The following is an 18,903-nucleotide window of genomic DNA, read 5'->3' as shown; positions in this document are numbered from 1 at the left end:
CCTGCCGGTCGCTCCACTACTCTCTATTCACTACTCACTACTCACTATTCATTCTTCAAACCGCACCAGCACCGCTCCGTCGTTCACCTGCGTGCCCTCGGCGGCGATTTCGGCGATGACGCCGTCATGGGGGGCGGCGATGGTGTGCTCCATCTTCATGGCCTCGAGAACGAGCAGCGGCTGGCCCTTTTTCACCGGCTTCTTCGCCGCCGCCCGCACCAGTTTGACAAGCCCCGGCATCGGCGCGCGCAGGCCGTCGCCCCCGACGGCCGCCTCCTCGGCAAGTGCCAGCGGGTCGTGCAGGCGGAATGTATGGCTGTCGGCGCCGTCAAAGAGCGTCACGTGGCCCGGCCATGAAGCGAGCCGCCGGCTTGCGCCCGCCATGAGCACCACCGTCTCCTCCGCCCCGTCCGGCCCTTTGAGCTGCACGGCGAAGCGCCCGTCGCCGAGCCCGGTGATGGCATAAGGCACCGCGCGCTCGCCATGGTGGATCGTGCTGCGATGCACCGGCGGGTGGAAGTGGCCGTAGGCCTGGATCGCCTCGAAGGGCTCGGGCGCCTCGGGCCGGTGGACGGCGCCGGAGGCTGCAAGCGCCGCCTCGGCGATGGCCCTGGTGTCCGGCTCCGCGGTGCGTGTCAGCGCTTCCTGCCGCCGCTCGATGAGCCCCGTGTCGACATCGCCGGATGCAAAAGCCTCATCGCGCGCCAGCCGCGCCAGGAAGGCCGTGTTCACGGTCGAGCCGGCGATCTCCGTCTCCTCCAGCGCCGCGGCGAGCGCGGAAAGCGCGCTGGCGCGGTCGCCGGCATGCACCACCAGCTTGGCGATCATCGGGTCGTAGTGGGGGGAGATGGCATCGCCCTCGCGCACGCCCGTGTCGACGCGCAGGCTCGCCCCCGCGACACGTGCCGGAAAGCGCAGATGGTGCAGCGTGCCGGTGGCCGGCAGGAAGCCGCGCGCGGCATCCTCGGCGTAGATCCGCGCCTCGACGGCGTGGCCGGCAAGGGCGATCGCGGCTTGCGCGCGGGGCAGGGCCTCTCCGGCCGCCACGCGCAACTGCCACTCCACCAGATCGATGCCCGTCGTCATCTCCGTCACCGGATGCTCGACCTGCAGCCGCGTGTTCATCTCCATGAACCAGAAGCGGTCGGGCCTGAGCCCTTTCGATGCATCGACGATGAACTCGACCGTGCCGGCCCCGCTGTAGCCGATCGCCCGCGCCGCCTTCACCGCCGCATCCGTCATCGCCAAGCGCATGGCATTGGTCATGCCCGGCGCGGGCGCCTCCTCGATCACCTTCTGGTGGCGGCGCTGGGCCGAGCAGTCGCGCTCGTAAAGATGCACGACATTGCCGTGCCGATCGCCGAATACCTGTACCTCGATGTGGCGCGGCTTCTCGATCAGCTTTTCCACAAGCACGCGCCCGTCGCCGAAGGCGGCCTTCGCCTCTCGCTTGGCCGCGGCCAGCGCCTCGGCGAACTTCTCCGGCTCGTCGACGCGCCGCATGCCCTTGCCGCCGCCGCCGGCGCGCGCCTTGATGAGCACGGGATAGCCGATCTCGCGCGCCTTCCCGGCCAGTACCACCAGTTCCTGTGCCTCGCCGTGATAGCCGGGTACCACCGGCACGCCGGCCTTCTCCATCAGCCGCTTGGCCGCGTCCTTCAGCCCCATGGCGCGGATCGCCTCGGCCGAGGGACCGATGAAGACGAGCCCTGCCGCTTCCACGGCCTCGGCGAAATCCGGGTTCTCCGACAGGAAGCCGTAGCCCGGATGGATAGCCTCGGCCCCGCGTGCCTTGGCCGCCGCGATGATGCGCGCACCGTCGAGATAGCTCTCCGCCGCTGGCGCAGGGCCGATCGCAACAGCCTCGTCGGCCATGGCGACGTGCAGCGCCCCGGCATCCACGTCCGAATAGACGGCCACCGTGGCTATGCCCAGACGACGCGCCGTCTCCATCACACGCACGGCGATTTCGCCGCGATTGGCGATGAGGATTTTTCCGAACATCCAACCTCCCGGATCGTCTCCGCTTCAGGCAACGCGCAAGGCGATGCCGCTGCCCTTATAGCCCGCCCGCGGGCCTTGCGCCACGCTCCCTCCGCCGGCGCGCGCGTGTGCCGATCGGCCGGAGTACGGGAAGCGCTTACGGGCGGATATGAAGTAAACATAGGGATGGCGTGACCCCCGCCGCCGGCCCAGGTCGACGTCGGCGACACCGCAAGCGCACGCCCCAGAATGGCGAGTGTGCGTTTACCGTATCCCTACCCCATCGCAACTGACGGAATCATATCCCGCCTTTCTATACGTCGGGCGGTGCTGCCACACCGCATGTGTAAACCGAGCCACACAGGAGAGGGTTGGCGCTCGGGTTCGCCAGTTGCGGCCGTCGGCCGCCCACTGGCCGCAAACACCTGAAAGCGGCCGCTGCTGCCGGATCGAAACTGAAACCAGCATTAGAGACACCGGAATGGGACCGACCATCAACACGAGCAAGAACAGCGGGTACCACATCATGACTTATGCACGCGATCAATTTCTCCGGGCGACGAGCGCGATCGTCGCCGTCATGTTGGTGAGTCAGCCGGGTTTCGCCGCCGACTGGTTGGTGGACGACGAGAATGCCGCGGCGGCCACCGAGGGCATGGAGGCCGAGTGCGTCGAAGAGGATTGCCCCTCGCTCATGCGCGGCAAGATGCTCGACCGCAGCGCCGTCGGACGCCTGCCCATCACGCCAAATCTCGAGCAGGAGTCCCTGGCCGATCAGATAGGTATCCCCTTCAAGATCAGTGTTGATGGTCAGGTCGTCGACGAGTCCGGAGCCATCCAGGACGGGGGTGCCTTCGGCGTCGATCCCATGGCCCGCTCCGTCGAACGGCAGCGCAAGACGGATGTCGACCTGAGCGCGGTGGATATCCAGCTCAAGTTCGACGGCCTCGACCAGAAGCCGCTTCTGAACGTGTCGACGGTGCCCGTCAGCCACACATTCAAGGCCGGTGAGGCCATCACCTTCGTTTCCACCACCAACTACCCGGCCTTCATCGGCCGGGCGGAGATCCGCATCTTCCGCCAGGGCCCCAACCCCTCGAAGAAACCGATCGACATCATTCCCACGCAGCCAAACAGCCTGGCCGATTGGGTCATGCCGGCCGGCGGCGCCGGCGAATACAGCTACGTGCTGCGCGTCTACGACGAGGAGGGACGGTTCGACGAGACGGTGCCACTGACGATCGCCCGCACCGACAGCGACCTGCAGCGGGATTCCGGCGACGCCGTGGCGCCGGGCCTTGCCGAGGACCGCACCGCCTTCCGCAACATTCCCATTCACGGCGGCGCCGTCACTGTCTACGGCCGCAACGTGCCGGAGGGCTATGGCATACACGTCTTCAACGAGCCCGTCCCGATCGATCCCAAGGGCGCCTTCGTCACCCAGCGCATCCTGCCGCCGGGCGACCATGTGGTGGACATCGCCGTCGACGGCCCGATGAAGGCCGGCGGCCTCTATTTCAGTCGGGACGTCAACATCCCCGACAGCGAGTGGTTCTACGTGGCTCTGGCCGATTTCACCGTCGGCAAGCGGACCGGCGATCCCGGCATCGAGGACGTGCGCGCCGACGAGTACGACAAGTACTACAAGAAGGGTCGGTTGGCCTTCTATCTGAAGGGCAAGATCAAGGGAAAATTTCTTCTGACTGCCGCCGCCGACACCGGTGAAAACGATATCAGGGGCCTGTTCAACCACATGGACGCCAAGGACGCGCGGGAGCTTTTGCGCCGCATCGACCCGGACAAGTACTACCCGGTCTACGGCGACGATTCGACCTCGGTCGAGGATGCGCCCACGCAGGGCAAGTTCTATGTGCGCCTGGAGCGTGGCGACAGTCACATCATGTGGGGCAATTACAAGACCCGCATCGAGGGTTCGCGGTTCCTCTCCTCCGACCGCGGGCTCTACGGCGCCAACGCCGTTTACCGCTCGCAGGGCACGACCTCCTTCGGCGAGCGCAAGGGCAGGGTGGACCTTTATGCCGCCTTGCCGGACACGCTGCCCCAGCGTGACGAGTTCCTGGGCACCGGCGGCTCCGCCTATTTCCTCAAGCGGCAGGACATCACCATCGGCTCCGAAACGGTCTCGGTGGAGACGCGTGACGGGGTGACGGGCCGCCTCATAGAGCGGCGCTTTCTGAAGGATGGCGAGGACTACACCTTCGACTATCTGCAGGGCGTCATCATCCTTAAGCGGCCCCTGTCCTCAAGTGCGCTGGGCCTTGGCCCGGTACGCGACGGCGCACTCGGCGAGAGCAATCAGTATCTCATCGTTCAATACGAATACGAGCCGAAAGCCGGCGATCTGGACGGCTATGTATACGGCGGCCGCGTCCAGCGCTGGCTGGGCGACCGGCTGCGCATCGGCGTCACCGGCATGAACGAGAAGACCGGCGAAGCCGACCAGCAGGCCATCGGCGCCGATTTCCTGCTGCGCCGCTCCGACACGACCTATCTGGAAGCCGAGATCGCACAGTCGAGAGGCCCTGGCTTCGGTTCCACCTATTCGACCGACGGCGGTCTGACCATCGACGACAGATCGGCTTCCGGTGGCCGTTCGGCCAGGGCATGGATGGTGGAAGGCCAGGCCGATCTCGCGGACTTCAACCGCTTCGGCGTCGGCGGCAAGGTCGGCGCTTACTACGAATCCAAGGATGCCAACTTCGCCAGCATCACCGAGCAGATCAGGCACGACCGCCGTACCTGGGGCGGGCACGTCTCGCTGCCGATCACGGGAGACGTCGATATCGGTGCTTCCTACGACGAACTGGAAGACGATGGCGGTCAAAACAAGCGCGACAGCGACCTCACAATAAGCTGGCAGTTCGACAACTACTGGAAGGCGTCCTTCGGCGTTTCCTACACCAAGCTTTACTCGCCGCAGGCCGCCATGTCGGGAAAGAGAGGGTATCACGGCAAGCGCATGGACGCCGGCGTCCGCATCGATTACCGCCAGAACGCCGACTACCTTTATTACGGTTTCGCCCAATCGACGGTGGAGCGTGAGGGCGACATCTACAAGAATGACCGTTACGGCCTCGGCGCCCAGGTCAGATTGACCGAGAAGATCGGCGTCGAAGGCGAGGTCTCCCACGGCAACCGCGGCTTCGGCGGCCTTGCCAACCTTACCTACAGTCCGACGGTCGAGGACCACTACTACATCGGCTACCGCCTCGACCCGGACCGCTCCTTCGACCTCGCCCGCAGCGACGTGCTCGATGGCGTGGATCGCGGCTCCATTGTCGGCGGCGTGCGCAAGCGCATTGACGACGTCACCTCCGCTTATGCGGAGAACAACTACGACCTGTTCGGTCGCCGCCGTTCGCTGGCACAGACCTACGGTGTGGTCTACACGCCCGACGCCATGTGGACCGTGGATGGCGGCGTCGAGGTTGGCCGCGTGATGGACGACCGCCTCGACCCCAACACAGGGAAGGAGCGCTCCGACTTCGACCGCTATGCCGTCTCGCTTGCCGCCGGGTACAACGACGAGGAGTTGGGCTTGAAGGGCCGCATCCGCGGCGAAGCGCGCTTCGAGCGCTCCGACGACAAAACGCGCGACCGCAACACCTACCTGTTGTCGAGCGGCGGCACGTGGAGCCATCACGAGAGCGGCCGGTTGCTTGCCAGTGTCGATGCGGTGGTCTCCGACTCGGATGCCGGCGTCTTCTACGACGGTGACTACGTGGAGGCCTCGCTCGGTTATGCCTACAGGCCGGCTCTCGACGACCGCCTCAACGCGTTGGTCCGCTATACCTTCCTCTACGATCTGCCGGGCAACGACCAGATATCGTCGTTGCTGTCCGGCAGTGCCACCAACGGGCCGCTGCAACGCAGTCACATCGTCTCGGCGGATGTGACTTACGACGTTCTGCCCTGGCTGTCGATCGGCGGCAAATACGGCGCCCGCTTCGGCCAGATCCGCTATCGCAACAGCGATTCCAAGACGCTCGACGACGACTGGCAGGATTCGATTGCACATCTGGGCATATTGCGCACCGATCTTCACATCGTGAAGGAGTGGGATGCACTCCTGGAAGGCCGTGCCTTCTTCACGCCGGATGTGGAGACCGTCGACTACGGCCTGCTTGCCGCCCTTTACCGGCATGTCGGCAACAACTTCAAGGTCGGCGCCGGCTATAATTTCGGCCGCTTCTCCGACGACCTAAGAGACCTCACCTTGGACGACCGCGGGCCGTTCTTGAACATCGTCGGCAAGTTCTGACAAGACAATGAGTTGGGCCAGTTCATCGATTTCATGAAACGATGAACTGGTCTGGGCGGGGGATGGCGGCGCCGCCTTCTTCCCTCCCCATTCGTGGGGAGGGAAGATAAAGCCTCAATCCGCCACACCGTAAATGCGGGCGATGTCGTCGAGCATGAGGTGGGCAGCGAGGATCCCACCGGCGGTATTCCAGATGACGTCGTCAACGGCGTGCACCTTGCCGGCCTTCACCACATCAAGGCTCTGCCAGAGCGGATCGCCCAGAACCTCCCGCGTCGCCTTCTCGCCTTCGCCGTCGCCCGTCTCATAGGTGAAATGGAACAGCCGGTCGCCCTCCATGTCGGGGATGCTCTCCTTGCCGACGCGGAGCGCGAATTCATCGACATCCTGGTTTGGCGGCCGGCGAAAGCCGATCTGATCGAGGAGGAAGCCTGAAAAGCTGTCCTTCTGGTAGATGCGGATCTGGCCCGCCATCATGCGCACGATGCTGATGCGCTCCTGCGTCTTCTCGCCCAGCTTCTCGCGCACGTTGGCCACATGGGCATCGAAGGCCTCGAGCTGCCGCGCGCCTTCCTCCGCCTTGCCGACGGCCTCCGCGTAAAGCACGAAGTTCTCGCGCCAGTCGCCGCGCAGCCGCTCCGAGAAGACGGTCGGCGCGATGGCGGAAAGATGCGGGTAGATCGCCTCGTGGCGCATCTTGTTGCCGAGGATGAGGTCGGGCTGAAGCGCCGCCACGAGCTCCAGGTTGACCGCGCTTTCCTTGCCCACCGGCGCGGCGTCCCCCACCAGCTCCTCGATGTGCGGATACCATGGGTCGCCCGTCCACGAATTGGCCGCGCCAACCGGCTGGATGTCGAGCGAAAGAAGCGCCTCGGTTCCCTCGTTGGTCAAAACGACGATGCGCTTCGGCTCGTCGGGCACCTTTGTCGTTCCCATCGCGTGGGTTATCTCGGCCGCTTGCGCGGCGGCCGGGACGAGCAGGAGGGCCACCGCCGCCAGTGCCAGTTTCATCAGCTTGTGCATCGCTTCTTCCCCTTCGAGAACGGTCGGCCGGTGATGCAAATACTGACTGGCGGAGTCAAGTTAGAAGTTGACTTTGCAAATCATCTTATGAAAACGACGGGGGCGGAGACCACCCATGACACGCTCGACCCTCGCGCTCCTCCTCGCACTGCCGCTTCTGGCCCTTGCCAGCCTGCACCTTGGCGTCCGCTTTACGCCGCCGGGGGAGGTGTGGCGTGCGCTGGCGCAGGGCGGAACGGACCAGGCGGCGCTGATCGTCACAACGCTGCGCCTGCCGCGCACGCTGATCGCCGTCGCCGTGGGGGCGGGGTTGGCGCTGTCAGGGCTCTTGATGCAGACGGCGACGCGCAACGTGCTGGCCGAGCCGGGGCTGATGGGCGTGAACGCGGGCGGGGCGTTCGCCGCCGTTCTTCTGGTCACGTTCACCGGCGAGCAGCTCATGCTGCCGGTCATGCTTGCCGCCTGCGGCGGCGCCATGCTCGCCGCCGCAACCGTCTACGGCGTGGCGCGCCTCGGCGGCGGTGCCGCGCCGCTGCATCTCCTCCTGGCGGGCTTCGTCATCGCCGCGCTCTTGATGTCGGGGACGCAGATTGTGCTTGTCTCGCAGGAGCGCTCGATGGAGGAGCTTCTGTTCTGGCTTTCCGGCTCCTTCGGCTATGGGGAATTGTGGACGGTCGTGCCGGCCGCTACGGTCATCTCCGCGATCGCCCTTCTCAGCCTCTTCTTTGCACGGTCTCTCGACGTTCTGACCGCCGACGACGCCACCGCGGCTGCGCTGGGCCTGCCGGTGGCGGCGGCGCGCAGCACGGCGGTTGCAGGCGCGGCGCTTCTTGCGGGCGTTTGCGTTGCCATTGCCGGGCCGGTGGCCTTTGTCGGCCTTGCCGCGCCGCATGTGGCCCGGCGCTTGGGCGCGCGCGGGCATGTGGCGCTGATCCCCATTTCGATGCTCGCCGGCGCTGCTCTGGCGCTTTTGGCGGATATTCTTTCGCGCTTTGTCGTCTATCCGACAGAGGTGCCGGTCGGCTCCGTGCTTGCCATCATCGGCGTGCCCGTGCTTTTGGCGCTGCTGCGCCGCCGGCCGCGGCTTGCGGCGGCATGACGGCGGTGGCGGAGATACCGCGCGCGCCGGCGCATGGCCGGGCGGGCAGGCTCGCGGCGCTTCTCCTGCTCCTTGTCGCGGCGGCGGTCACCGGCATTGCGCTCGGCAGCTCCTCGATGCCGCTCGACCGGCTTTTGCCGGCGCTGGTGGGGCAGGGGGCGGAGACGGACCGGCTGATCGTCTGGGGGTTGAGGGCCCCGCGCGTTCTGCTTTCCGCCCTTGCCGGCATGGCGCTGGCGCTCGCCGGCCTCCTCCTCCAGCGCGCCACGCGCAACCCGCTCGCCGCGCCCGCCGTTCTCGGCATCTCCGACGGCGCGGCGCTCGGCGCGGTGGGCTTTCTCTTCCTTTTCAGCGATGCCGCCAATGCGCTCACCGTCGGCATCTACTGGCAGCCGGTGGCGGCAAGCTGCGGGGCGGCCGTCTTCGCCGTGCTGGTGGCCGTCCTGGCGCGCGGCGCCGGCGGCGGCCCGGTGGGCCTGGTGCTGCACGGCTTCGCGCTGGGCGCGCTTGCCAAGGCGGGCGTGACGCTTCTGATGATCGCCGGCCCGGTCTACCGGGCGAGCCAGGCCTCCATCTGGCTTGCCGGCTCCGTCCACGAGGCGCGCTGGAGCGACGTCGCGGTGCTGACAAGCCTGATGGCGCTCGTCCTGCCCATGCTCCTCGTTCTCACGGCCCGCATGGACCAGCTCCTCCTCGACGACCACAGCGCCGAGGCCTCGGGCCTGCCCGTCAGGCGCACGCAGGCGCTTTTGATGGCGCTTGCCGTGGTGCTGACAGCCTCGGCCGTCTCCTTCGTCGGCGCCATCGGCTTCGTCGGCCTGGTGGCGCCCCATGCCGCGCGCCTTCTCATCGGCGCCCGCGCGCTGCCGGCGATCGCCGCCAGCGCGCTCGCCGGCGCGGCGATGGTGGTCCTGGCCGATATCGCCGTGCGGCTCGCCTTCGCGCCGCTCGAGGTGCCGACGGGGGCGGCCACCGCGCTCATCGGCGCTCCCTATTTCCTCTTCATCCTTTTCAGGACGGGCCGCGCCCATGCATGACCGGTCACGCAGCAACGAGGAGGCCCTTAAGCTCAGCGCCGCCGCCGCCGGCTATGACGAGCGGCTGGTCTTTTCCGATCTCGATCTTTCCATCGCCCGCGGCCGGGTGACCGCGCTCTGCGGGCCGAACGGCTGCGGCAAGTCGACCGTGCTCAAGGCCATGCGCGCCATGCTGCCGCTGCGCGAGGGGGGCGTGTTCCTCGACGGCAAGCCTCTTGCCGGATGGGCGCCGAAGGCGCTGGCGCGCGAGATCGCCATGCTGAGCCAGAGCCCGAGCGCGCCGGACGAGATGACCGTCGCCGACCTCGTCAACCTCGGCCGCTACGCCCACCGCCGCGGGCTTGCGCGAAAGGGGACGGCCGACCGCCAGGCGGTTGCGGCCGCCCTTGCCGCCACGGACCTTGCGGGCCTTGCCCACCGCCCCATCGGCACGCTGTCGGGCGGGCAGATGCAGCGCGTGTGGATTGCCATGGTGATCGCCCAGGCGGCCCCGGTGATCCTGCTCGACGAGCCGACAAACCACCTCGACATCGCCCACGCGCTCGACACGCTGTCGCTGGTGCGGCGGTTGAGCCACGAGGAGGGCAAGACGGTGGTGGTGGTGCTGCATGATTTGAACCTCGCTGCGCGTTTTGCCGACGACATCGTCTTCCTGAAGGAGGGCCGCGTGGCCGCCGCCGGCCCGGTTGCCCGCATCTTCCATGCGCAAAGCATCGCCGAGGTGTTCGGCATCCACTGCCGCGTGCTCTCAGACGAGGAGACGGGGCGGCCCTTCTGCATCCCGCTTGCGGCAAGGGGCAGGTAGGGGCGCGTTTCATCCTCGCCACGCCCGGTTTTCACCGTCTGGCCATTTGGTTCGACAAGCTCACCATGAGGTGAGGTTGGGAAGCGGGGCGCGTTGTCCGAGCCACTCTATTTATTTTTTAGGCGCGTCCAACGCGCCCCGCCGGAGGCTGTCCCGACGGTCGGCCGGTCACCCGGCCCCCCGCCCTTCCCGGCCGCACCCGATTGGGGGTGAGCCGGGGCGGACGGGAAGCCTGGCGGCTTCTCCGCAATGCCGGCGACGCTGTCTGTAGCGCCTCCGGCACCGCCGGCCTGTCGCGGGCCCTCTCGCCTCCGGGCACCGGCAGCCCGCAGGTGGAGGTCTCCGCCGCCCTCCCTGATCCCCGGTCCGGACCCGGTTCCCGTAAGGGCGATGGGGAGGATTTTAAGGGCAGGCTGGGGAGGGGGGCGTATTTTCCCGCGAAAAAGTTGGAGAAATTTTTCTGCAGTGAGCGAAAACAATGGGTTAGAGGGAAAGAAAGATTCTTTGTCGCCACATTTTATCCCCGCGCGGGCAAGGCATCGCGGCTGAGGTGAAGGGCGCCGGCCGCCTTTCCAGCGCGCGTGGGGTGGGGATGACGGAAAAACGGGCGGCGGCGGTTCACAGGGCGGGGGCGATGCTATAGTCTCGAATTGTTACGAACGGTTAAGCTTCGTGACAAACGAAAGGAAGAACGATGGCAGAATCCAAAAGCCTGTTTCAACGCTGGGAGGAATACCGTCCATCGAAGGCAATGTGGCTCTGGTCGTGCGCGGCCTCGATCGTGCTGACGATGATCGTCGGGTTCACCGCGGGAGGATGGGTAACCGGCGGCACGGCGGCATCGATGGCGGCCGGCGCCGGACGAGAGGCGCGCGAAGCGCTTGTGGCTTCCATTTGCGTCGACCGGTTCGTCGCCGCCCCCGATGCGCAGCAGAACCTGCAGGCGCTGAAGGATGCAAGCTCCTGGCAGCGCGACGACTTCATCAACGAGGGCGGCTGGGCAACGCTCGACCTCCTGAAAGAGCAGGTCTCCGGCGCAGCCGATCTTTGCGCCGACCGGCTGGTGGCGATGGATCAGATCCCCGTCGCGGCCGAACCGGAAGCCGCCGAGGCGACCGTGGACGGCTGACGCCCGCGCCTCACCCGGCCTCCCTGGCCGATCGCACTTGACCCGCCGGCAATTTGGCCTTTTCAGTTCGGACGCGGCAGCGGACGACGAGGAGCGCGATGAAGGCGGGTTTGCGGATTGTGCTGGGCGCGGCCTGTCTGGTCGCGCCCTTGCTGGCCCCGCTCGATGCGGCGGGGCAGCCCGGGTGGCGGGCTGTCGAGCGGGTGGAGACCTACGCAATCTCCGGCAAGACGGGCATCGCGCTCTACCGCTCGATCGGCGAAAACGGGCCGAAGGCGGGTATCGGCCGCGCCATTGCCTATACGGACTACAAGCTCACCTGGCGGCGCGATTACCGGCCGCAGGGCGGCGGCTGCGTGCTCGCCGCCGCCAGGCCCAACCTCGTCATCACCTACCGCCTGCCGGAGCCGGCCGGCGACCTGCCGGCCGCAACGCGCCGGCTGTGGGAGCGGTTCATCGACGGGGTGGAGAAGCACGAGCGGGTGCACGGCGAGATCATCCTCGACATCACGAAGAAGATCGAGGCCCTGTCGGTGGGGCTGACTGTGGCCGACGACCCCGACTGCACGAAGACCCGCGCCGAACTGCAGCGCCGCTTGCCGCCGCTGGCGGAGGAGCTGAGGCGGCGGAGCCGGGAGTTCGACCGGGTGGAGATGAGCGAGGGCGGGAACGTGCACCAGCTGGTGTTGGGGTTGGTGAATGGGGAGTAGGGGTGATGTCGCGAGTCATCAAAGACAACCGGTGCTTGGTATCACGTATAGCAAGCATCTATCCCCAAATCTTATTGCAGTGACGGCGATATGCCGCATAATCTCTAGCAAAACTTGTAACCGGTTCGGACGTGGCTGTGGGGGGACGACCGGCGAATGGCTGCTCATATCTTTGGTGGACCAGACACCACGAAAAAGCTGCGCTGCTTGCAGGATTATCTTCAGGCTTTCACGATTGCCCTTCGCAATCAGCGCTTCGCCTGTATATATATTGATGCGTTTGCCGGTTCTGGAAGCCGAACTGAAGTCCAGCCCGCTTTTCCTCTTTTGGGGCCAGAGTTTGCCGAGCCGATTGAGGTAACAACGCCTGGTTCGGCGCGGATCGCAATCGAAACGGAACCGGCGTTCGATGCAATAATCTTAATCGAGCGGGATGCGAATCGCTTCGCTGAACTCAAACAGCTGGCTGCCGGCTATCCTGACCGCCGCATTATACTGCGGAACGGCGATGCCAATGAGCGCGTTAGGCGACTTTGCAAGCGTTTGAAGTGGCGTTCGTCACACGGAGAATGGCGAGGCGTCAGGGGGGTTATATTCCTCGACCCCTATGGAATGGAAGTTTCCTGGCAAACGGTTGAGGCAATCGCCCAGACCCGAGCACTCGATTGCTGGTATTTCTTTCCATTGTCCGGGCTCTATCGGAACGCACCCCATGATCCGACGAAGCTCGATGCTGGCAAGGAGGCGAGTTTAGATCGCGTTCTCGGCGCAACGGACTGGCGCGAGCGGTGGTACCAGCATGAAACGTCGCCAGCCGATATGTTTGAAACGAAGGAGCTGGCAGTGCGACGAACTGATGTGGATGCGATCGAGGCGTATGTAAAAGAGCGGCTTGAAACGGTATTCAAAGGCGCTGTTCTCGATCCGATCCGCCTTCATCATCGAAATGGCGCGCCTCTCGCATCGCTATTCTTCGCCGTCTCGAATACCAGCGCTACAGCGGTCAGGCTAGCGACTGACATCGCCTCTTATATTGTCAATGAAGGTAGATCGTCCCAAAGTCGCTCCCGATAGAACCGACCTGCAGCTTTCTTGTTCTTTCCGCCCCACTGCTTGAAGAAGAACGCGGCGTCAGCATCAGTGCATTGATCAAATATTTCATCAATCCACATAGGGTCCATCCGTCGTGCATTTGGACCACTCTCTCCCCCGACGATCACCCAGTGAATGTCGGTCAAGTCGCCGCCGGCCACGGAGCCGATTAACGGTTCGTAAGATACGAACCTAACTACCGCCGGCACCGAACGCAGTTCGTCAAGGCGATGTAAGACCCGACCGTCCTCGACACTCGTACCGAGCCACACATTCGGCAAGACCTTAAATGCTGAGGTCGAAAGGATTTCAGCCATGCGGTCTGGGCGCTTGGTCAGAATTTGGTAAGTGTGGCGCGGGGTCTCCTCCATCACGAGCCAGACGGCGTTAATGAAATCCAGAGGTACATCCGGATGGAACAAGTCAGACATGGAGTTGACGAACACCCGCCGTGGTTTCTTCCAAGAAGTAGGTAATACTAAGGATGAATGATCGAGTCTGATCTTGCCGGTCCACTTTGCTCGACCACCGCTCTTTCGAGTCAGGCCGGCGTATTTCTCAACGCCCATCGCCTCTAGGCGAGCTGCCATTCGCATTGCGTAGCAGTTTGTGCAGCCGGCGGTCATGATCGTACAGCCAGCGACCGGATTCCAAGTTGCGTCCGTCCATTCGATCGTAGTGTCAGCCATGGCCCACCCCATCTTGTCGGTGCTCCAACTGCACGATTATCGTAAACATCTTGATAAGACGAAATTAGGGGTACGCCGTCGGAAAATATTGGTGGACAGCAGACTCACATCCGAAACACCCCAAACCGCGTCTCCTCCACCTCCGCATTCAACGCCGCCGACAGGCTCAACCCCAACACCTCCCGCGTCTTCGCCGGATCGACAATCCCATCGTCCCACAGCCGCGCCGACGAATACAGCGGGTGCCCCTCGCGCTCGTATTTCTCCAGGATCGGCGCCCTGAACGCGGCTTCCTCCTCCTCGCTCCACGTTCCGCCCTTGCGCTCGATGCCCTCGCGCTTGACGATGGCGAGCACCGTTGCCGCCTGTTCGCCGCCCATCACGGAGATGCGCGCGTTCGGCCACATCCACAGGAAGCGCGGGGAGAAGGCGCGGCCGCACATGCCGTAGTTGCCGGCGCCGAAGGAGCCGCCGATGATGGCCGTGACCTTGGGGACGCGTGCTGTGGCGACGGCGGTGACGAGCTTGGCGCCGTCGCGGGCGATGCCGCCGGCCTCGTATTTTTTGCCGACCATGAAGCCGGTGATGTTTTGCAGGAAGACGAGGGGGATCTTGCGCTGGCAGCAGAGCTCGATGAAGTGGGCGCCCTTGAGCGCGGATTCTGAGAAGAGGACGCCGTTGTTGGCGAGGATGCCGACGGGGATGCCGTAGAGGCGGGCAAAGCCGGTGATGAGGGTGGTGCCGTAGTTCTGCTTGAACTCGTCGAACTGCGAGCCGTCGACCAGGCGGGCGATCACCTCGCGCACGTCGTAGGGCTGGCGGGTGTCTTCCGGGATGAGGCCGTAGATCTCGGCCGGGTCGTAGAGGGGCGGGGCGGGGGGCGCAAGGTCCAGGGCTATGGTCTTCGTGCGGTTGAGGTTCTTGACGATGCGGCGGGTGATGGCGAGGGCGTGCTCGTCGTTCAGGGCGTAGTGGTCGGCGACGCCCGACTGGCGGGTGTGGACCTCGGCGCCGCCGAGCTCCTCCGCCGTCACCACCTCGCCGGTGGCGGCTTTGACGAGCGGCGGGCCGCCGAGGAAGATGGTCGCCTGGCCCTTGACCATGACGGTCTCGTCGCTCATCGCCGGCACATAGGCGCCGCCCGCCGTGGACGAGCCCATGACGCAGGCGATCTGCGGGATTCTTAAAGCCGACATGGTGGCCTGGTTGTAGAAGATGCGGCCGAAATGTTCGCGGTCGGGGAAGACCTCGTCCTGGTTGGGCAGGTTCGCGCCGCCCGAATCGACCAGGTAGATGCAAGGGAGGTTGTTTTCGAGCGCGATCTCTTGGGCGCGCAGGTGCTTTTTCACGGTCAGCGGATAGTAGGTGCCGCCCTTCACCGTGGCGTCGTTGACGACGATGACGCATTCGCGGCCTTCGACGCGGCCGATGCCGGCGATCATGCCGGCAGAGGCGATGTCGCCCTCGTACATGCCCCAGGCGGCGAACTGGCCAATCTCCAGGAAGGGGGCGCCGACGTCGAGGAGGCGGGCGAGGCGCTCGCGCGGGAGGAGCTTGCCGCGGGCGGTGTGGCGCGCGCGCGCCTCCTGCGAGCCGCCGCGCTCGATCGTTGCGGCTTTCTCGGCCATCTCGGCGACGAGCGCCTTCATGCGCGCGGCGTTCGATTTGAAGGCGTCGGAGGCGGGGGAGAGCTGGGATTTTATGACGGCCATGGCTTCCTGTGCTCGGCGGTGGGCGGCGGGATTAATGCATAGGGCATTTCGCGCGCCGGATCAGCCCGCTTCTCCGACGATTTCCCGGCCGATCAGCCAGCGCCTGATCTCGGACGTGCCGGCGCCGATCTCGTAGAGCTTGGCGTCGCGCAGGAGGCGGCCGGTCGGGAACTCGTTGACGTAGCCGTTGCCGCCGAGGAGCTGGATGGCGTCGAGGGCGGTTTGGGTGGCTTTCTCCGCAGCAAAGAGGATGCAGCCGGCGGCGTCCTTGCGGGTGGTCTCGCCGCGGTCGCAGGCCGCCGCCACGGCGTAGACATAGGCTCTCGACGCGTTGAGCGCCGTGTACATGTCGGCAAGCTTGCCCTGGACGAGCTGGAAGGCGCCGACCGGCCGGCCGAACTGCTTGCGCTCCTTCACGTAAGGAACGGCGACGTCGAGCGCGGCGGCCATGATGCCGAGTGGGCCGGCGGCGAGCACCACGCGCTCGTAGTCGAGGCCGGACATCAGGACCTCGACGCCGCGGCCCTCCTCGCCGAGCACGTTGTCGAACGGCACCTCGACGTTGTCGAAGACGAGCTCGCCCGTGTTGGAGCCGCGCATGCCGAGCTTGTCGAGCTTCTGGGCGACGGAAAAGCCGGGCATCCCGCTTGTCACGATGAAGGCGGTGATGCCGCGGGCCTCTTCCTGCGGGTCCGTCCTGGCGTAGACCACCAGCGTGCCGGCTTCCGGGCCGTTGGTGATCCACATCTTCGAGCCGTTGATGACGAAGCGGTCGTTCTTCTTCTCGGCCTTAAGGCGCATGGAAAGGACGTCGGAGCCGGCCCCGGTCTCCGACATGGCGAGCGCGCCGACGGTCTTTCCGGTGCACAGGGGCGGCAGGTATCTGGCCTTCTGCTCTGGCGTGCCCCAGCGGCGGATCTGGTTGACGCAGAGATTGGAGTGGGCGCCGTAGGAAAGGCCGACGGAGGCGGAGGCTCTGGAGATCTCCTCCATCGCCACCACGTGGGCGAGATAGCCGAGCCCCGAGCCGCCATGCTCAGGTTCGACGGTGACGCCGAGGAGGCCGAGCGCCCCCATCTGCGCCCACAGATGGGCGGGGAATTCATTGCTCTCGTCTATTTTCCCCGCCAGCGGGGCGATCTTCTCCTTTGCGAAGCGGTGCACCATGTCGCGCAGGGCCTCGATCTCCTCACCGAGGCCGAAGGAAAGTGTCTGCGTGAACATTGTAAAGGTCCTCCCGTCAGGCTGGCGCGCCGACAAGGCGCAGGGTCATGGTGTGATAGGTATCGGCCACCTCCTCGACGGAAAGGCGCTCGCCCGGCCGGAACCAGACGATGACGCCGGTGATCATCTGGATGATCGCCATCGCCGTCAGCGCCGTATCCTCGATGTGGAAGGTGCCGGCGTCTGCGCCTGAGCGCAGGATCTGCCGCAGCTCCTTCTCGTAGGCTCCGCGCAGGCGCAGGATATGCGTGAGCCGCTCATGCGACAGGCTTCTGAGCTCCATGTTGCTGACATGGGTGGAGTGCCGCCGTGCCACGTGGAAGCGGATGTGGTTTTCCACGAACGCGGAAAGCTGCGCGGCGGCATTGCCGGAGGCAGGCCGCGCCGCCTCCCACGAGGCGATGAGCCCCTCCATATGCGCGCGCATGAGCGTGTAGAGCAGGTCTTCCTTGGTGGGGAAATAGCGGTAGAGGGCGGCCGCCTGCACGCCCACCTCTGCAGCGAGCTGGCGCATGGACACCGCCTCGAAACCGTGCCGCGCCATGAGCCGCAGGGCCGCCGCGCGGATGGCAGCCTCGGTCTTCTCCCCGTCGGAACCCGCGGTGCGTGCCATGGCCGATGCTCCTCCGCATTAATTAATAGAACGTACGTTTAATTATGGCAAGGCGGCGCTTGGGCGCGCCTCGCCTGGCAGCTCGGGAACCACATGGCATCGACGGCATTTCCCTCGGGTTCAACAGGCAGAATGGGGAGATCGCCATGGCACTGACCAGGGAAGGGGTGCACCGGATCCTGGGACCGGTGGACAATGCGTTTCTGGCCGAGCTTGCCGCCACCGGCGCCAGCGAGCGCGAACTGGCCGAGGCGCATGCCTGGGTGATGAACGACGAGGCGCTGGTGAACGATTTCCGCCCGATGCCCAAGGGCAAGGTGGCGGAGCTGGTGGAGATCCTGCATCGCCAGTTCGGCCCGGGCGGCGAGGAGGATATGGGCTAGGGCCGAAAGAAGGCATCCGGCGGCCTGGCTGAGTGGAGCGCGACCGCGACAGCGAGGTGACCCCGCCGGCGGCTGCCCGCCCGCCAGGCGGCGGCGATCTTACGGAAGGCGGCATGATCCTCATTCCGCCGTCGCCTCACCGCCGGGCGTGCGCGGCGCGCCATCCTCTGTGACGGGAACATCGCTCGACTGCCGCAACCCGGAAAGCCTTTGCGGCCCTGACGCGCCTTCTCGGGTGGCAGCTTGTCATTCATGGGCAGCACCTACTGGTTCTGCGCTGAAGGTTCACTCAGCCGGATGCGGTTCGTCTGTATCACCGCGTTCATGCTCGCGGTAAGCGGCGTAGCCCGCCAGTCCGGCAAGCGCCAGGAGGAGGGCGGCCGCGCCGCGCCGCCGTCCGAGGAGCGCAGGCAGCACGGTCAGAGCCGATGCCCCCATGAGCAGGCCGGCATCCGCCGCCCGCTTTTGCTCCTGCTTGCGCCGCTGAGCCCCGGCAACGGTCCGGTAGACGACAAAGGTGAGGCCGCACAACACGGCGAGGCCCGAGCCGAACCACAACGCCGACGCGAGCGGGCCCCAGCGGGCGGCGACGGCGAGATAGGCGGCTAGAAGCAGGAACGCAAGTGCCGGAAGTCCCGTCGCCGCCACCAGAACATAGCCGACGACGGCGGCCTTGACGCGCCGTTTGACGTTCGCCGCCTCGCCGGCGGCGAGCAGCGCGATGAACCGGGAAAACATCTCCCCGCCCGCTAGCGGCGCGTCATCATGGCGAGAAGCCAGCCCACACCGACAGCCAGCGCAAGAGCGGTGAACGGCTTCTCGCGCACCGTCTTGGCCACGTCGTCCTGCCACTCCTCGGCGCTGCCGCGCAGGTCTTCCGCACTTTCCCTGGCTGCCTGCTGCGCCCGCGACACGGACCGGCTTCCGGTTTTGCGCAAGTCATCGGCGAGCCTTGCGATGTCCTCGCGCAACTGCCGGATGTCGGCCGTCAGATCCGGTGCGCCCGACTGCGGGTCCGCATCCTTATTCGTTGCCTTTGCGCGGGTCGTGGCCATGATCTTCTCCTCGTTTCATTGCAACTCCCCCAACGCGAGATCGGGGGGTAAGGTTCTCGGCACCGCC

Annotated in this window: 16 protein-coding genes; 8 read left to right on the top strand and 8 right to left on the bottom strand. The window is 65.8% G+C overall.

Annotation, left to right across the window (positions count from 1 at the left end):
• Window positions 1-48: 48 nt before the first annotated feature.
• Entirely contained in the window at window positions 49-2,004 is a 1,956-nt protein-coding gene (locus GPJ75_RS22815; protein WP_163271664.1) for an acetyl/propionyl/methylcrotonyl-CoA carboxylase subunit alpha, read from the bottom strand.
• Window positions 2,005-2,464: 460 nt separating this feature from the next.
• Here GPJ75_RS22815 and GPJ75_RS22810 point away from each other — a divergent pair, with 460 nt between their 5' ends.
• Window positions 2,465-6,265 (top strand): TonB-dependent receptor, encoded by a 3,801-nt coding sequence (locus GPJ75_RS22810; RefSeq protein ID WP_246249213.1) that lies wholly within the window; start codon window positions 2,465-2,467, stop codon window positions 6,263-6,265.
• A gap of 114 nt (window positions 6,266-6,379) precedes the next feature.
• On the opposite strand, the gene GPJ75_RS22805 is transcribed toward GPJ75_RS22810, so the two are convergent.
• Window positions 6,380-7,288: an ABC transporter substrate-binding protein gene (locus GPJ75_RS22805; RefSeq protein ID WP_205602613.1), complete on the bottom strand. Its 909-nt coding sequence runs from the start codon at window positions 7,286-7,288 to the stop codon at window positions 6,380-6,382.
• A gap of 115 nt (window positions 7,289-7,403) precedes the next feature.
• Between GPJ75_RS22805 and GPJ75_RS22800 the strand changes: the two genes are divergently transcribed.
• The 6 genes from GPJ75_RS22800 to GPJ75_RS22775 all read left to right on the top strand — a co-directional run bounded on the left by GPJ75_RS22800 (window position 7,404) and on the right by GPJ75_RS22775 (window position 13,142).
• Entirely contained in the window at window positions 7,404-8,387 is a 984-nt protein-coding gene (locus GPJ75_RS22800; protein ID WP_163271662.1) for a FecCD family ABC transporter permease, read from the top strand.
• Window positions 8,384-9,424: a FecCD family ABC transporter permease gene (locus GPJ75_RS22795; RefSeq protein WP_163271660.1), complete on the top strand. Its 1,041-nt coding sequence runs from the start codon at window positions 8,384-8,386 to the stop codon at window positions 9,422-9,424. Before GPJ75_RS22800 ends, GPJ75_RS22795 begins: the two co-directional genes overlap by 4 nt.
• The gene (locus tag GPJ75_RS22790) at window positions 9,417-10,229 is read left to right on the top strand and encodes an ABC transporter ATP-binding protein (RefSeq protein ID WP_163271658.1); all 813 of its coding nucleotides are present in this window, start codon (window positions 9,417-9,419) and stop codon (window positions 10,227-10,229) included. The genes GPJ75_RS22795 and GPJ75_RS22790 overlap by 8 nt, the downstream gene beginning before the upstream one ends.
• 694 nt (window positions 10,230-10,923) lie before the next feature.
• Window positions 10,924-11,358 (top strand): hypothetical protein, encoded by a 435-nt coding sequence (locus GPJ75_RS22785; RefSeq protein ID WP_163271656.1) that lies wholly within the window; start codon window positions 10,924-10,926, stop codon window positions 11,356-11,358.
• Window positions 11,359-11,456: 98 nt separating this feature from the next.
• The gene (locus tag GPJ75_RS22780) at window positions 11,457-12,068 is read left to right on the top strand and encodes a DUF922 domain-containing Zn-dependent protease (protein WP_163271654.1); all 612 of its coding nucleotides are present in this window, start codon (window positions 11,457-11,459) and stop codon (window positions 12,066-12,068) included.
• Window positions 12,069-12,224: 156 nt separating this feature from the next.
• Window positions 12,225-13,142 carry a three-Cys-motif partner protein TcmP gene (locus GPJ75_RS22775; RefSeq protein ID WP_163271652.1) on the top strand — a complete coding sequence of 306 codons (918 nt, stop codon included), beginning with the start codon at window positions 12,225-12,227 and terminating at the stop codon, window positions 13,140-13,142.
• Here the strand turns inward: GPJ75_RS22775 and GPJ75_RS22770 are convergent.
• The 4 genes from GPJ75_RS22770 to GPJ75_RS22755 form a co-directional block, all read right to left on the bottom strand.
• Window positions 13,097-13,849 (bottom strand): DUF5131 family protein, encoded by a 753-nt coding sequence (locus GPJ75_RS22770; RefSeq protein WP_163271650.1) that lies wholly within the window; start codon window positions 13,847-13,849, stop codon window positions 13,097-13,099. The genes GPJ75_RS22775 and GPJ75_RS22770 overlap by 46 nt on opposite strands.
• Before the next feature lie 104 nt (window positions 13,850-13,953).
• Complete coding sequence (locus GPJ75_RS22765; RefSeq protein WP_163271648.1) at window positions 13,954-15,561, bottom strand: carboxyl transferase domain-containing protein; 1,608 nt, start codon at window positions 15,559-15,561, stop codon at window positions 13,954-13,956.
• Between the two features lie 60 nt (window positions 15,562-15,621).
• On the bottom strand, window positions 15,622-16,785 hold the full coding sequence (locus tag GPJ75_RS22760; protein WP_163271647.1) for an isovaleryl-CoA dehydrogenase: 1,164 nt from the start codon (window positions 16,783-16,785) through the stop codon (window positions 15,622-15,624).
• 16 nt (window positions 16,786-16,801) lie between these two features.
• Window positions 16,802-17,398: a TetR/AcrR family transcriptional regulator gene (locus tag GPJ75_RS22755; protein WP_163271645.1), complete on the bottom strand. Its 597-nt coding sequence runs from the start codon at window positions 17,396-17,398 to the stop codon at window positions 16,802-16,804.
• A 146-nt stretch (window positions 17,399-17,544) separates the two neighbouring features.
• Here GPJ75_RS22755 and GPJ75_RS22750 point away from each other — a divergent pair, with 146 nt between their 5' ends.
• On the top strand, window positions 17,545-17,781 hold the full coding sequence (locus GPJ75_RS22750) for a hypothetical protein (protein ID WP_163271642.1): 237 nt from the start codon (window positions 17,545-17,547) through the stop codon (window positions 17,779-17,781).
• Between the two features lie 285 nt (window positions 17,782-18,066).
• Here the strand turns inward: GPJ75_RS22750 and GPJ75_RS22745 are convergent, their stop codons facing one another.
• Together GPJ75_RS22745 and GPJ75_RS22740 are read right to left on the bottom strand one after the other, a co-directional pair.
• Complete coding sequence (locus GPJ75_RS22745) at window positions 18,067-18,519, bottom strand: hypothetical protein (RefSeq protein WP_163271640.1); 453 nt, start codon at window positions 18,517-18,519, stop codon at window positions 18,067-18,069.
• 11 nt (window positions 18,520-18,530) lie between these two features.
• Complete coding sequence (locus GPJ75_RS22740) at window positions 18,531-18,836, bottom strand: ElaB/YgaM/YqjD family protein (protein ID WP_163271638.1); 306 nt, start codon at window positions 18,834-18,836, stop codon at window positions 18,531-18,533.
• Between the last annotated feature and the right edge of the window lie 67 nt (window positions 18,837-18,903).

The organism is Chelativorans alearensis (genome assembly GCF_010993735.1).
In the GTDB taxonomy this organism is placed as follows: Bacteria; Pseudomonadota; Alphaproteobacteria; order Rhizobiales; family Rhizobiaceae; genus Chelativorans; species Chelativorans alearense.
This window is presented reverse-complemented; position numbering and strand designations above follow the sequence as displayed.

Bases quoted from the DNA above. Each gene is read 5' to 3' on its own strand.
- GPJ75_RS22815 (WP_163271664.1), bottom strand. From the start codon at position 2,004: ATGTTCGGAAAAATCCTCATCGCCAATCGCGGCGAAATCGCCGTGCGT.
- GPJ75_RS22810 (WP_246249213.1), top strand. From the start codon at position 2,465: ATGGGACCGACCATCAACACGAGCAAGAACAGCGGGTACCACATCATG.
- GPJ75_RS22805 (WP_205602613.1), bottom strand. From the start codon at position 7,288: ATGCACAAGCTGATGAAACTGGCACTGGCGGCGGTGGCCCTCCTGCTC.
- GPJ75_RS22800 (WP_163271662.1), top strand. From the start codon at position 7,404: ATGACACGCTCGACCCTCGCGCTCCTCCTCGCACTGCCGCTTCTGGCC.
- GPJ75_RS22795 (WP_163271660.1), top strand. From the start codon at position 8,384: ATGACGGCGGTGGCGGAGATACCGCGCGCGCCGGCGCATGGCCGGGCG.
- GPJ75_RS22790 (WP_163271658.1), top strand. From the start codon at position 9,417: ATGCATGACCGGTCACGCAGCAACGAGGAGGCCCTTAAGCTCAGCGCC.
- GPJ75_RS22785 (WP_163271656.1), top strand. From the start codon at position 10,924: ATGGCAGAATCCAAAAGCCTGTTTCAACGCTGGGAGGAATACCGTCCA.
- GPJ75_RS22780 (WP_163271654.1), top strand. From the start codon at position 11,457: ATGAAGGCGGGTTTGCGGATTGTGCTGGGCGCGGCCTGTCTGGTCGCG.
- GPJ75_RS22775 (WP_163271652.1), top strand. From the start codon at position 12,225: ATGGCTGCTCATATCTTTGGTGGACCAGACACCACGAAAAAGCTGCGC.
- GPJ75_RS22770 (WP_163271650.1), bottom strand. From the start codon at position 13,849: ATGGCTGACACTACGATCGAATGGACGGACGCAACTTGGAATCCGGTC.
- GPJ75_RS22765 (WP_163271648.1), bottom strand. From the start codon at position 15,561: ATGGCCGTCATAAAATCCCAGCTCTCCCCCGCCTCCGACGCCTTCAAA.
- GPJ75_RS22760 (WP_163271647.1), bottom strand. From the start codon at position 16,785: ATGTTCACGCAGACACTTTCCTTCGGCCTCGGTGAGGAGATCGAGGCC.
- GPJ75_RS22755 (WP_163271645.1), bottom strand. From the start codon at position 17,398: ATGGCACGCACCGCGGGTTCCGACGGGGAGAAGACCGAGGCTGCCATC.
- GPJ75_RS22750 (WP_163271642.1), top strand. From the start codon at position 17,545: ATGGCACTGACCAGGGAAGGGGTGCACCGGATCCTGGGACCGGTGGAC.
- GPJ75_RS22745 (WP_163271640.1), bottom strand. From the start codon at position 18,519: ATGTTTTCCCGGTTCATCGCGCTGCTCGCCGCCGGCGAGGCGGCGAAC.
- GPJ75_RS22740 (WP_163271638.1), bottom strand. From the start codon at position 18,836: ATGGCCACGACCCGCGCAAAGGCAACGAATAAGGATGCGGACCCGCAG.